Consider the following 13,938-nt stretch of genomic DNA (forward strand, 5'->3'; position numbering starts at 1 on the left):
GTCAATTATTTTTAAATCAAACAGTTCTCAAAAAAGAACAACTTATCATACGATAAGTTGTTCTACTTTCCATGTTGTATCTTTCCAATTTCTAAAATAATCTCTTCATCTTTTTTTCCTTCTGTATCAATTCCAAGTTGCTTAGCATGCTCAATTAACAAATCATGGCGCTGCTCAAATCTAGCGGTATCTACTTCTTTTGTAACCTCTTCTTTTGTTTTCCCCTCAGTAGAAACTCCTAGTTTAGTAGCTGCTTTTTCCATCGATTTCTTCTCTTCAGTTTCTTTCACTTTCTTCACTTCTGACTGCTGTATTTGCTTTTGTTTCGACTTCTCTGATTCAGCTGCAAAAGCTGTGTAAATTCCAGCACTTCCGCCAACGACTAGTAAGGTGGTAAAAAGAATTATTTTTTTCTTCACTCTTTCCTCCCCTTTCAAATTCATTATAACGCACATTTTTACAGTATGAAAAACATTTTTCCTTTATTCCCCTAAAAAAATATCGAATGTTTTTATTGACATGTATGATGAATATATGATAAAAATTTAACTAACATCATATGAATCGGCGTTGATAGGATTTAGTAGTATTTCGTTTTCTGATTTCAGAGAGCTGGTGGTCGGTGCGAACCAGTACAGAGCGATTTATGAATTACCCCCTGGAGCTTCTTTTACGAAACGTGAGGAGTAGTGAAAGACGGTTTAGACCGTTATGTCTAAAGAGTGGTGAAATGAAACTGTTTCACAATTTAGGGTGGTACCGCGAATTTTTCGTCCCTGCATATATTGCAGGGGCGTTTTTATTTTATGAGCGCATATCATATGACCCTTTATTTTGTGATACACTCCTTTCACAAGCTAGGGTGGTACCGCGATTTCTTCGTCCCTGCATAATTATATGCAGGGGCGTTTTTTTATCCAATCATTTCCGTATCATATTGAGATGTTGACAATTACCGGTAATTTGTCACAAAATTCTAAATTTTAGAAGGAAATATACAATATTGGCGAATTTTATATAAAAAAGAGCTATTTTAAATTACTTAGGAGGGAAAAACAATGGTTTCAAAAATTGAATCTGTTCTTTTAACATTATTTATCTTTTTCTGTATTGGCTTTAGTGTTATCCAATTAGAAGTTTCACCACACATCCCAATTTTATTTGGTATCGTTCTTTTATTAGCATTTGGATTTATGAAAAAAATCTCTTGGTCTACTATGGAAAAAGGGATGATCAGTAGTATTTCAGCTGGTATTCCATCTATTTTTATTTTCTTACTTGTAGGCGTATTAATTAGTGTTTGGATCGCAGCTGGAACAATTCCAACTTTAATGGTATACGGATTCCAGCTTGTATCTCCTAAAATTTTCGTCCCAACTGTTTTTGTTGTTTGTGCAATTGTTGGAACGAGTATCGGTAGTGCATTTACAACTGCCGCAACTGTAGGACTTGCCTTTATGGGAATGGGTAGTGCTCTCGGATACGATCCAGCTCTGATCGCTGGTGCAATTATTTCTGGTGCATTCTTTGGAGATAAAATGTCTCCTTTATCTGATACAACAAACTTAGCTCCTGCTGTAACAGGTGTAGATTTATTTGAGCATATTCGCAACATGCTTTGGACAACAGTTCCTGCTTTCATTATTGCTTTTATCGCATTTTTCATTTTAGGAAGCGGTACTAGTGGAGACGTTGACTTCACAAACTTTATTAGCACGTTAGAAAAAAACACAACGATTTCTATCGTTACACTTATTCCAATTTTATTACTGTTCCTATTCGCATTTAAAAAGGTTCCAGCAGTTCCAACATTGCTCGCAGGAATTGTGGTAGGAATTATTATTCTCTTTATTTTTAAACCTAGCACTTCTTTAGCTGATTTAATGAAAATTATGCAAGACGGTTACGTTTCTAAAACTGGTATTAAAGACATTGATAGCTTACTATCTCGTGGTGGTCTACAAAGTATGATGATGTCGATTGCACTTATTTTCCTAGCTCTTTGTATGGGAGGATTACTACAAGGAATGGGCATTATCACGCAGCTGATGAATATCATCTCTAGCTTCGTAAAAAATAGCACACGCTTAATTATTTCTACTGCTTCAACTGCAATTGGTGTAAACTTCTTACTTGGCGAACAATACTTATCAATCGTTTTAACAGGACAAGCATTCGCTAACAAATACGATGAAGTCGGTTTAGAACGTCGTAATTTATCACGAGTATTAGAAGATGCAGGTACAGTTATTAACCCGCTCGTACCATGGGGAGTAAGTGGCGTATTCTTATCGAACGTCCTTGGCGTTCCGACATTTGATTACGTTCCATTCGCAATCTTCTGTTTAGCTTGCCCGGTCTTAACAATTATTGTTGGTTTCACTGGATTTGGTCTTTCATGGAAGAAAGAAAAAGCAGTACCAGTTTCATAATATAATAAAAAGGATTACCTTAATCGGTAATCCTTTTTATATTTCTCCGCTATCTATTCGCTTTCTTTCTTCTAAATAACATAAGTAATCCCGCTCCAACAAACGCCAGACCTGCTCCAATTGTAGAAGCAACACTTGTACCTGTTTTCGGTAAATCACGTTCTTCTTTACCTTCACTTACTTTCGTTGTTTCTTTTTCATTTTGATTATCTGTTATAGTTTGTCCAGATCCCGCGTTGTTTCCATCTTGTTTTGGTTCATTAACAGTATTACCTTCATCCGTTGGTGGTGTCGTTGGATTTCCTCCGTTATTGCCTTCACCTGTTGGCGGTGCCGTTGGATTCTCTCCATTATTGCCTTCACCTGTTGGTGGTGTCGTTGGATTTTCTCCGTTATTGCCTTCACCTGTTGGCGGTGTTGTTGGATTCTCTCCACCAGTTTCCTTATCATCATTCTTCTTCGTTATATCAATTGCATATTTAGCAAATTCATTTTCAGATGGTCCAACATATGATATTTTTCCATCTTTCTTTATATACTTTTGTGCATTTGGTGAAGAATCAAATGTTGTATTTAATTTATCTGCAACAATCGGCTTAAACGTCCAATTTTGATCTGCTGCTGGATCAATAATTGGAGTTTCTTGCATATATTTCACAATGATTTGACGTGTTTCATCTTGTGATTGGTATACAACTTCCCCTTTACTTACACCAGGGAACGTTTGGCTACTTCCACGATAGTTATTTGTAGCTACGATGAACTCTTGATTGTCAGCTACAGGCTTACCTTCATACGTCATATTTACAATACGATTCGTATTTCCATTTACAACATTTCCATCTTTATCGTATTTCGCCGGTTGTGTTACATCAATTTCGTATTTTAAGCCATCTAAAATATCAAAGTTATATGTAGGATAGCCTATATTTACTAACGGCTGTTCTTCTGTTTTCTTTGAATCAATTTGATTAAACTGACCAGCAGACATTTCAAGCCATTCTTTTACTTGTGCCCCGTTTACTTTTACAGCATATAACGTATTTGGATATACATATAAATCCGCTACGTTTTTAATTGCTAATGTGCCTGCTGGAATATCCGTATAATATGTAGCACCGTTTCGGCCACCCGCTTTAAATGGTGCTCCTGCAGATAATACTGGAATTCCTTTATATTTACTATATTGTCCGTTTTCAGCGAATAGCTTTTCTACATACCATTTTTGTGCATTTGTCACAAGTTGTACAGAAGGATCATCTTGTACTAATGAGAAATAACTATTAATTGGCGCTGTCGTTTTTCCTACAGCTGTATTCACATAATCAATTGTCGCTTGATGATCATCCTTAATTTCATTAACTAATCTTTGATCAGATTCTACTAATGGGTTCCCTTTACTATCAGCAATCGGACGAAGTTGCGGCTTCGATTGCTCTTTTTGTACTTCCCATTTTCCGTTTACCTTTTTCAATTGCATATCAATAATACCCAGGTTACTTCCAAAGACACCAGGCATTACAACAGGAACACCATTAAATACATCCTTCACTTCAGTATGTGAATGTCCCATTAATACTGCATCTACACCAGGAACCTCTGTTAAATAATATGAAGCATTTTCCATTTTGGGGCTACGGCCGCTCTTATCGACACCTGAATGGGCTAATGCAACAATAACGTCCGCACCTTGCGCCTTCATTTCTGGAACTAACTTTTCCGCTGTATCAACAATATCTTTCGCTTTTACTTTTCCTTCTAAATTCGCTTTATCCCAATTCATAACTTGAGGTGGAACAAATCCCATTACACCAATTTTCACCTTTTGTTTTTGACCTGATTCATCCACTACTTCTTTCTCAAAAATATGATATGGTTTATCAAAGTAATGCTTGTCATTCTCATCATTACCATCATGATCATCTATATAAACATTTGAGTTAATAACAGGGAACTTAGTTTTTTTAATCACTGACTTTAAATAATCTAAACCGTAGTTAAATTCATGATTCCCAAGAGAGATGACGTCATACTTCATTAAATTCATTACACGATATAATGGATGAACATAGTTAGGATCAACAGAATTCTCCTTCTCCTGATCTTTTATTTTATTCGCTACATAATCTCCAAGCGGTGTCCCTTGTAATGCATCCCCATCATCAAATAGGACAGAGTTCTTCGCTTCTTCACGTGCTTTATTAACAAGTGTTGCAGTTTGCACGAGGCCTACTTTATTATCTGTTTTCGTTTGATAATAATCGTAATTCATTAAGTTAACGTGAATATCTGATGTTTCTAAAATTCGTAAGTTAACTGTACTCTCCCCAGCTTTTTCCTCTGCTTGAGCTGTTGTTGGCAACACTTGCGGTGCTATAACGCCAATAGCAAGTGTTGCTCCAGCTAGCATTTTTTTTGACTTTTTCACAAAAAATCCCCCTTATACAATTACCCCAAAATAATGAAGTGAATCTCTATCAGTCTCTAACCACATACCTTTTTTCTTCTATTAGAGCGATAATCTTCACCTTATCTGACATTATCATATCTAAAGTGCTTTCATATCGTCAATATTTTTTGACACACTTCTACAAATTTTCTGTAAAGTTTTCATAAATATATAATATGCCCTTACATTGCTTATACTGCTGAATATGATACAATTACCAATTACAAGGAGGATGAATTTATGAAAAAAGTCATCTTAACAATTGTTTGTCTCCTCCTTCTAATCATTTCTTATTCTTATTTTGAAAAGAACGATGAGACAAAACAAAAAGAAATTGAAAGAAAAACAGAAAAAACATCTGCTCCCAGTTGGATTGATAAGCAAACGAATGATTCCTTTTATCACCTCGTATTAGGTGATTCACTTGCAAAAGGATATGGATCTACACAAGGGGGATTTGCCGAATTAGCTTCTAAACAATTAGAAGGACAAATTCATAAACCAATTAGGGTAGAAAACCTCGGTGTAAATGGTCTCACTACAGATCGTCTCGTTAAAAAAGTCCAGTCAGAAGAAGTTCAACAAAAAATTAGGGAAGCAAATATAATTACTATTAATATTGGAGCAAATAATTTATTCCGCTTAAATCGTGATGTAGGTGTTATAGATGGTATTAAAATGTTAAATAAAGAAAAAGCCCGTTTTGAAACGGATGTAAAAAACATTGTAAAGACCGTTCGAGATCAAAATCCGAATGCTTTACTCATTCTATCTGAACTCTATAACCCTTTACAACTAGATGACTCCATCGCAAGTTATGCAGATATGTTTTTAGATGGTTGGAATGATTCTATTTATTCTATTTCAAAAGCACATCAACCGTCGATTGTTTTACCAATTCGCAAATTAATATCGAAGGATAAAAAAGATTTACTATTTGACCAAGTACACCCAAATGATAACGGTTATACGATTATTGCCAATACATTTACAAAGCAAGTGTTATCCTACAAATATTAAGGCTACCATGAAACAATTCTATTTTTATACCTTGTCTTTTTTGTTACAATGATAGTAGAAGGGGGCCGTTATATGGAATCACGCGAGTGGGAACGTATTGTTGATCATCTTCTTTCGCTAGTGCCTCTTTTTTATCGCAAATTTATGCTTCCTGGAGAGTTTTCTTCTCAAAGACATATGCCGCCATCACATACGCAAGTGTTACTGCTTTTGCATGAAAATGGTACATTAGCAGTTTCAGAAATTGGCAAGCGGCTAGCGATTTCACGGCCTAACATGACCCCTCTATTAAACAAACTTATTCAAGAAGAGCTAATAGAGCGTCATTATAGCGAAAAAGATCGAAGGGTCATTTTAATTTCCCTAACAACTGAAGGGAAAATGTTAGTAAGTCAGTATCAGCAATTCATTTTAGGAAAACTAAAAGAAAATTTTCAAACATTATCTGAGGAAGAGCGTGAAAAGCTCATTTATTCTCTTAAAACCATTCAAAATTTAATTTTGAAAACAAACGCATAAAGCTGCTTCTAAATAGAAGCAGCTTTATGATTCGTAATAATTACCATAGTATACATTTGAATACGGCCATGTCATTAAATACGGTTTTCGTTCTTGAACAAGTTGCTGCTCAGGCTGTTGCATTTGCTGCATTTGCTGCATTTGCTGCATTTGCTGCATTTGCTGCATTTGCTGTATTTGTTGCTGCGGATATACTCCGAATTGCTGTCTCACTCCAGTTACAGGATAATAATTTGTATATGGATATACTTGAGGTACATAGTAATAATACATTCATTCTCTCCCCCTTTTTCTTAAACATATTCAATGGAGAAAATGAATGTGACATTCTTTATATTTGCACAAGTGGTTCTCTCACTTGTTTCTTTCTTTTCTTCAAACGTAACTTACGATTTTTTTCATATAAATAATGAACAACGAAATATGAAATTACCCCAAACACAATCCCTATTATCGTCATACCAATTAATACATACACTTCACTTTGCAATAAACTCTTTAACATCGTAAAAATATGGCTCGAAAACAAATCTGATATCGTAAATGGTTCATGATGTATTTTCTGTACATCAAATGGATAAATCATTTTCCCTAACGCATAAGCAAACGGAAATAAAAATACTGGGAGAAACGATATTTTCCCAATAATATTACCAATGACTGCGGCTGGAAAAGATCCCTTTGCTAACCTGACAATTGGATAAAATATTAAATATACGAGCGATGCCGTATAAATTACCAACATTTCTAAACCAAATCCAATCGCAAAACCTAACGACACTTTCTTTGCTCCTTCTGGTGATCGAAGCAACTTATAATATTGAAACTTTAATATTCTCCACATCCGCTGAAAAAACGAATATGTTTTCTTAGTTGTTTTCAAATTCATCATCTCTTTAACTATATTTTTTCTATCTAGTATGTCCTTACATGATATGAAAAACAAATGTAGTTTACTCTTTTTATTATAAATGATATAGAGATGGTTAACCAAATATACATACGACATTTCAATATAAAAAAGCACCCCTCCAATTGTTATTCGTGTCTAACAATTGGAGGGGTATTTCAGTTTGGCGACTTTTTTCTTATTTATTCTCCTAATGTTTGTCCCATGTCATTTATTTTTATATCAAGACGAAAAAAGCACTTGTTGCCTTTAATCGACAACCCAGTGCTTTAAGTTCATCTGTTTTTAAGTAGCATAGATTTCTAAGTTTTGTAGTAACAGTTTGACAGCCTTTATATGTTGTGACAACTACTACGTTAAAACTTACGAGTTTGTACGAGTTCATTAGTTTTATGTCCATTCCATGTGTTTATATTCATCATCCAGTAAAATGTCATCTCGCCTAAGCTCGTACTTCGTTTTTCTATTCTATCATTGCACACAGTACTCCATGATGGTACAACCATCATGGAGTATGTACTTTTTAATAGCTTATTCTTATTCTTATTCTTATTCTTTTTCTTTCCACTCCAATAATAAATTCTTTTCTGTTAGCTTGCCTTATGTGCTTATATATCGTTTCAACTTTAAACATTAGATGGTTAGATGCTCTTAATTACCTCATTAACAGATTCACTAAACATATCAGGGTCTTCATTTTTTATATCAATCAATAATTCTTTAATACTAATCGTAATTGATGGATCAAATCCCGAAAGTACTTTTCCATATGCTAATCTTACTTGAGGGTGATTAAGAATTCTATAATGTAAAATTTCTACCCATTCTTTAGCTGAGTTAATCATCTTTGGAAAAGCTTTAACAATACATACAAGTCCTTCTTCTATGTTATTTTTATATAAGCTCTCTATTCCATGAATCAAACCAAACATAACCTCAAATTGCTCAGTCTCATCATCCAGAACTAAACATAAATCTGTAATAACAGAGACGTCATTGTACTCTATTACTTCCATTAATGACTCATTAAAATCTCGTATCTCATTTTCATTTTCTAATAAACGATTATCATATAGTCTTTTTAAATGACTCTTAATATCCAAAGGTAATCATCCTTTCCATGTTTTATTTATCAAATAAATGCGGATACAGCTCTTTGTTTCTTTTAATAACTTCTCTTAAACCTTCTCTTATCTCAGCAGTATATAAACCATCTTTTATATAAATTTTTCGAGCATCCAAGATATCATGAGATAAGGCCTCACGAAAGCTAAGGTTTAAATACGCCTGCGATTTTTCTCCTGATAGACCATATGTATATGTTTCACGATGTCTCCCACCAGTTCCAGGATGAGGTCGTTCCATATTCATACTCACACCATCATTCCTTTTTATACCAGCTTGTTTCATTTTCTGTGCAGAAGGCATATGATGTGGAGTAATATTATCAAAAGCAGTTCCTTGTTTCACAAGTTGTTTATAGGTTCCAACTTTTCCTTCATTAGTCAATAGAGCTTTATCCGCACCATTAACTCCATTGACTTTCTCCACAGGTACTTTTTTAGCTTTATTCACAGCCTCAGTAGCCTTAGCAGTCATTTTAACTCCTTTTCCTACTTTAGCTATCTTTCCAAAGGGTGTAAGGCCGGCTACAGCCATGACACCTGCCCCAGCACGTTCCCACCCCGAAAGTTTTTCGCCAGTAGATGGATCAATACCATCCCAAACACGACGAACATCATACTCCCCACTTATTTCACCCGCTATATCCCTAGCTAGTTTTTTACCATCAAAACCCTCTTTTTCTGATGATAGTGGTCCACACATTGCACCTTTTTCCATTGTAACATCTTGATTATCTGTATTGCGGAATTTCTCAGCAATTCGTTTCAAATCTTCTTCTACTTTTACAAGTGAATGAATAGATGTAAAAGCTTTTGGTCGCGCATCATTGAACATTTGAATGAACTGTTGATTGGAGGCACCAATCCACTGAAAACACAATTGATCTATTTCATTACATAATTTATTATGTATAGATTCTAATGCGATTCGAGTATTACTTGCACGATTAGCAACTTCTTCTAGCATTTCAGGTGTTACTTTAATTTGAACCATTTTTTTCCTCCCTCTCCCAATTAAAATTATGAGATAAAAAGAAAAAATGTAAATACGGAAACTTCAGGCTAACCAAAAGTCTTTATATAACATAAAACCTGCTTAACAACAAATGAAGCCTATGTGTATGTGAAGTAAAGGAAAGAGCCTTCCTGGTGAACAGGGCCCAAAAGGTTAGATAAAAAATTAAGTAGCTATTTCTCTAATGGATATCCCTCGTCTATCCATATAATTAAGTACATTCAGTGTATACTGAAGGGAATATGTTTTTATTTCATTTACTTTTTCTTCTAGTAAGAATTTAACCATAAAAAAATACACCTCCAATTGTTATTCGTGTCTAACAATTGGGGTGCACATCATTTAGGAAGGCTCTTCTACATTTTTAAATAAACTTACTAATAATGCTTTTTGCGCATGTAATCGATTACCAGCTTGCTCAAATACGATAGACTGTGGTCCATCTATAATTTCTCCTGTTACCTCTTCTTCACGATGGGCAGGTAAACAGTGTAAGAAACGATATGTTTGCTTCGCATGCATAACAAGCTCTTTATTTACTTGGAAAGGCTGGAATAAAGTATATTTTTCTGCTTCTCCTTCTTGGCCCATACTCATCCAAACGTCAGTATAAATAAAATCTGCTCCACTTACCGCTAATTCAGGATTATGCAAAATTTCAATTTCAGCCCCTGTTTCATCAGCAATCGCTAATGCTTTTTTAACAATTTCTTCATTCGGCTCATACCCCACAGGCGTTGCCACAGTCATATTCATTCCGACTTTTACACTCGCTAGCAATAGTGAATGACATACATTATTCCCATCACCTACATAAGCTAATTTAACTCCTTTAAACGTATGAACTTCTTCATATATCGTCATTAAATCTGCCAATGCTTGGCAAGGATGATGATCATCAGTTAAACCGTTAATAACTGGGATACTGGACTCTTTTGCAAGCTCCTCTACATCCGCATGCGAAAATGTGCGTATCATAATTCCATCAATATAATGAGATAGTACTTTCGCAGTATCTGACACCGTTTCTCCTCTGCCAATTTGCATCTCTTTTCCACTTAAAAACATTCCATGTCCTCCGAGCTGTACCATTCCTGCTTCAAAAGAAACGCGAGTACGGGTTGAATGTTTATCAAAAATGAGACCTAATATTTTCCCTTGTAATAAAGGCTCCTGCTTATTCTTTTTTAAATATATAGCGAACTCAATTAAAGAAATGATTTCTTCTTGCGTCAATTCTTCTAACGTTAAAAGATCTTTCGTATTTAATTTCGGTACTTGTACAGTTGACATGAAATTTCCCCCTTATATGATTGATGCATTTTTTGTACAAACCACTCTTTTTATCATATATATTGCCTGTTCTAGCTCTTCATTCGTTACAATAAGTGGTGGTAATAGTCTTATAACATTAGGCCCTGCTTGTAATACGAGAAGTCCTGCTTTTTCTAGTTGTTCTATGACATTTGCAACCTCATGCTTGCATTCGATTCCAATCATAAGTCCCTTACCACGAATATTTTGAACACATTCAACGTGTCGTAATTCTTCTTGCAATTTCTTTAATACGTACTCGCCCTTTTCCTGTACCTCTTTAAAAAACGATTGTTCCTTAATGCATTGCAATACTTCTTTCGCTGCAGTCATAGCAATATAATTCCCACCGAAAGTTGAACCGTGTGACCCGGCAGTAAAAGAAGAACCTAGTTCTTTTCGGCCAATCATCGCTCCAACTGGAATACCATTCCCAAGCGCCTTTGCGATGGTAACGATATCAGGAACTATTCCCATTTGCTCATAAGCGAATAGTGTTCCTGTTCTGCCTATTCCAGTTTGTACTTCATCTATAATAAAAAGAGCATTGTACTGATTACATAGTTTTTCAATTTCCTTCAAAAAGGATGGATCAGCTAATATTACTCCTCCTTCTCCTTGAATAACTTCTACCATTACCGCCGCAACTTCTTCATTCATTACTTCCTCTAATGCTCGTATGTCGTTAAATGGTATATGTAAAAAAGACGGAAGTAATGGACCGAATCCTTCTTTCACTTTATCTTGCCCTGTTGCACTCATCGTTCCAAATGTTCTCCCGTGGAAAGATTGCTCACATGTTACTACGAGAGATTTTCCAGTATGCTTACGCGCTAGTTTTAAAGCCGCTTCATTTGCCTCCGCCCCGCTATTACAAAAAAACACATGATCTAATGCTGTATCTTCTGTTAATAATGATGCGACCTCTTCTTGTAAGGAGTTCGTAAATAAGTTAGATATATGCCATATATTTCTAATTTGCTTTTCTACTGCCTTTACAACCGTAGGATGACAATGTCCTAAGTTACATACTCCAATACCAGAAGTGAAATCTAAATATTGCTCACCACTTTTATCAATAACTTTCGCCCCATTGCCCTTTAGAAATTCAATTTCTCTTCTTCCATATGTTTGAAAAAGATGGCTTGTCATACGATACTCACTCCTTTTGTTACCGTAGTTCCAACACACTCTCCTGTAACCTCAGTAAAATCCTTTGTACCATTTACGATACTAGCCTTTTTCACTCCCATTTTTAACGATGTAAGTGCCGCCTGTACTTTCGGAATCATTCCACCTGTGATGACGCCTTGTTCTATAAAAGTAAGAATTTCATATTCATCCGTTTTCTTTACCAATCTTCCTTCGTGTAATACTCCATCTACGTCCGTTATAAAAATGAGTTCTTTTGCAGATAATGCTGCCGCAATTCCAGCTGCAGCGGTATCTGCATTTATGTTATAAACCTCATTACCATTTATCCCAATTGGGGCAATGACAGGAATATAATTCATATCTATCAACCCTTTCAATAGGGCTGTTTCTACATAACTTACTTCTCCTACATATCCTATCGCTTCGCCAACAGGTTGAACTTGAAGTAAATTACCGTCACATCCTGAAAGCCCCACCGCAAGTAAATCATGTTTTTGTAAATTCATTACGAGTTTTTTATTCGTACTTCCACATAGCACCATTTGAACAATATCCATAACTTCTCTTGGTGTTACTCGTAACCCATCTCTTTTCTCTACTTTGATGTTACAATCTTTTAATTTGGCATCAATTTCTGGACCACCACCATGAACAATCACTACCTTATACTTTTGTTGCAATTTCTTTATACAATCAAAAAACACATCATTTAATTGATCCAACATACTACCGCCGCATTTCACTACAATATAATCGCTCATCTTCCCTCTCCTTATGTACGATAACAAGCGTTTATTTTCACATATTCATAGCTTAAGTCACAGCCCCAAGCTGATCCGTTCTCTTCTCCTAAATGTAAATACACATCAATAATAATTTCATGTTCTTGTAATCTCTTTTTCATTTCCTCTTCAGAAAACATTTGAGGTTCACTATTTTTTAACACGGCGATAGATTGAAGAGTGATATCAATTGTATTTGGGTTAATAATTACTTCACTCTGTCCAGTACTACTAATAATTCGTCCCCAATTTGGGTCCTCACCGTATATCGCTGTTTTCACAAGACTGGAACCGACTATTTGTTTTGCAATTTTCTTTGCTTCTTCATTTGTTCTAGCCCCTAACACGTTTACTTCTATTAACTTCGTAGCACCTTCACCATCTTGTGCAATTTTTTTCGCTAAATCTTCACATACCTTTTGTAAAGCAACTACGAAAGTTTCCCAGTCTTCATGTTCCATATTCATCGTTTTCGTTTCTGATAATCCACTTGCCATAACGATGACCATATCATTTGTAGAAGTATCTCCGTCCACCGTAATTTGATTAAACGTATGATTCGTAATTTGTGATAATGCTGTTTGCAATACTTCATGCTCTATATTGGCGTCTGTTGTAATAAAACTAAGCATCGTTGCCATATTCGGTTTGATCATCCCTGAACCTTTTGCGACCCCAGCAATGATCACTGCTTCCCCATCAATTATCATCTCATAGCAAGTTTCTTTCGTTATAAGATCTGTCGTTAAAATTGCTTCACAAAAAGAATAAGCTTCACTTACTTCCTTTGTTGGCACAAGAGATTCAATTCCCTTTCGAATGATATCCATCGGTAAAGGTACTCCAATTACACCTGTTGAAGCGACTGCGACGTACTTTTCTTTTACTCCAAAGTGTTCCGCTCCTAATGTTCGCATCTCATAAGCATCTTGCAATCCTTTCATCCCCGTACAAGCATTTGCATTGCCGCTATTTACAACAATTGCTTGTAATTTCCCTTCTGCTGCTATGCTCTCCTTCGTTACTTGCAACGGCGCTGCTTGTATTTGATTTGTTGTATACACAGCGGCACATGATGCTGGCACCTCACAAACGATTGCACCCAAATCCTTTTTCACCTTTTTCAGACCATTTGCAGTACCGATTGCCAAAAAGCCTTTTGGTGTAACAATTGAACCATTTGTTAATTTTGTAATAGACGATGCTTTAATCATAATT

The 13,938-nt window shown here is 35.5% G+C and carries 13 protein-coding genes and 1 other annotated feature; of the genes, 3 read left to right on the plus strand and 10 right to left on the minus strand.

Annotation, left to right across the window (positions count from 1 at the left end; all coding sequences use genetic code 11):
• Positions 1–62 precede the first annotated feature (62 nt).
• Positions 63–419 (minus strand): hypothetical protein, encoded by a 357-nt coding sequence (locus tag QCI77_RS21010; RefSeq protein ID WP_002143066.1) that lies wholly within the window; start codon positions 417–419, stop codon positions 63–65.
• Between the two features lie 142 nt (positions 420–561).
• Positions 562–781, plus strand: a binding site (T-box leader).
• Positions 782–1,058: 277 nt separating this feature from the next.
• On the opposite strand from QCI77_RS21010, the gene nhaC reads away from it, so the two are divergent.
• Positions 1,059–2,432 (plus strand): Na+/H+ antiporter NhaC, encoded by a 1,374-nt coding sequence (gene nhaC / locus QCI77_RS21015; RefSeq protein WP_353825432.1) that lies wholly within the window; start codon positions 1,059–1,061, stop codon positions 2,430–2,432.
• 49 nt (positions 2,433–2,481) lie between these two features.
• Here nhaC and cpdB read toward each other — a convergent pair whose 3' ends face one another.
• Positions 2,482–4,860, minus strand: a complete 2,379-nt coding sequence (cpdB, locus tag QCI77_RS21020; RefSeq protein ID WP_353825433.1) for a bifunctional 2',3'-cyclic-nucleotide 2'-phosphodiesterase/3'-nucleotidase — start codon at positions 4,858–4,860, stop codon at positions 2,482–2,484.
• Between the two features lie 261 nt (positions 4,861–5,121).
• Between cpdB and QCI77_RS21025 the strand changes: the two genes are divergently transcribed.
• On the plus strand, positions 5,122–5,901 hold the full coding sequence (locus tag QCI77_RS21025) for a GDSL-type esterase/lipase family protein (protein ID WP_159147054.1): 780 nt from the start codon (positions 5,122–5,124) through the stop codon (positions 5,899–5,901).
• Between the two features lie 72 nt (positions 5,902–5,973).
• Entirely contained in the window at positions 5,974–6,420 is a 447-nt protein-coding gene (locus tag QCI77_RS21030) for a MarR family winged helix-turn-helix transcriptional regulator (RefSeq protein WP_002088507.1), read from the plus strand.
• A gap of 24 nt (positions 6,421–6,444) precedes the next feature.
• Here QCI77_RS21030 and QCI77_RS21035 read toward each other — a convergent pair whose 3' ends face one another.
• The 8 genes from QCI77_RS21035 to argJ all read right to left on the minus strand — a co-directional run bounded on the left by QCI77_RS21035 (position 6,445) and on the right by argJ (position 13,934).
• A complete protein-coding gene (locus tag QCI77_RS21035; RefSeq protein WP_353825434.1) occupies positions 6,445–6,693 on the minus strand; it encodes a hypothetical protein in 249 nt (82 codons plus the stop codon).
• A gap of 58 nt (positions 6,694–6,751) precedes the next feature.
• Positions 6,752–7,303 carry a DUF2062 domain-containing protein gene (locus QCI77_RS21040; RefSeq protein ID WP_000858888.1) on the minus strand — a complete coding sequence of 184 codons (552 nt, stop codon included), beginning with the start codon at positions 7,301–7,303 and terminating at the stop codon, positions 6,752–6,754.
• A 668-nt stretch (positions 7,304–7,971) separates the two neighbouring features.
• On the minus strand, positions 7,972–8,433 hold the full coding sequence (locus tag QCI77_RS21045) for an Imm30 family immunity protein (protein ID WP_002190613.1): 462 nt from the start codon (positions 8,431–8,433) through the stop codon (positions 7,972–7,974).
• A gap of 22 nt (positions 8,434–8,455) precedes the next feature.
• Entirely contained in the window at positions 8,456–9,448 is a 993-nt protein-coding gene (locus tag QCI77_RS21050) for a WXG100 family type VII secretion target (protein WP_353825435.1), read from the minus strand.
• A gap of 363 nt (positions 9,449–9,811) precedes the next feature.
• Entirely contained in the window at positions 9,812–10,762 is a 951-nt protein-coding gene (argF, locus tag QCI77_RS21055) for an ornithine carbamoyltransferase (protein ID WP_353825436.1), read from the minus strand.
• A gap of 12 nt (positions 10,763–10,774) precedes the next feature.
• Positions 10,775–11,935, minus strand: a complete 1,161-nt coding sequence (locus QCI77_RS21060) for an acetylornithine transaminase (protein WP_113709270.1) — start codon at positions 11,933–11,935, stop codon at positions 10,775–10,777.
• Positions 11,932–12,699, minus strand: a complete 768-nt coding sequence (gene argB, locus QCI77_RS21065) for an acetylglutamate kinase (RefSeq protein WP_353825437.1) — start codon at positions 12,697–12,699, stop codon at positions 11,932–11,934. Before argB ends, QCI77_RS21060 begins: the two co-directional genes overlap by 4 nt.
• An 11-nt stretch (positions 12,700–12,710) precedes the next feature.
• A complete protein-coding gene (gene argJ / locus QCI77_RS21070) occupies positions 12,711–13,934 on the minus strand; it encodes a bifunctional glutamate N-acetyltransferase/amino-acid acetyltransferase ArgJ (RefSeq protein ID WP_353825438.1) in 1,224 nt (407 codons plus the stop codon).
• Between the last annotated feature and the right edge of the window lie 4 nt (positions 13,935–13,938).

This window comes from Bacillus cereus group sp. MG9 (assembly GCF_040459995.1).
Lineage (GTDB): Bacteria > Bacillota > Bacilli > Bacillales > Bacillaceae_G > Bacillus_A > Bacillus_A mycoides.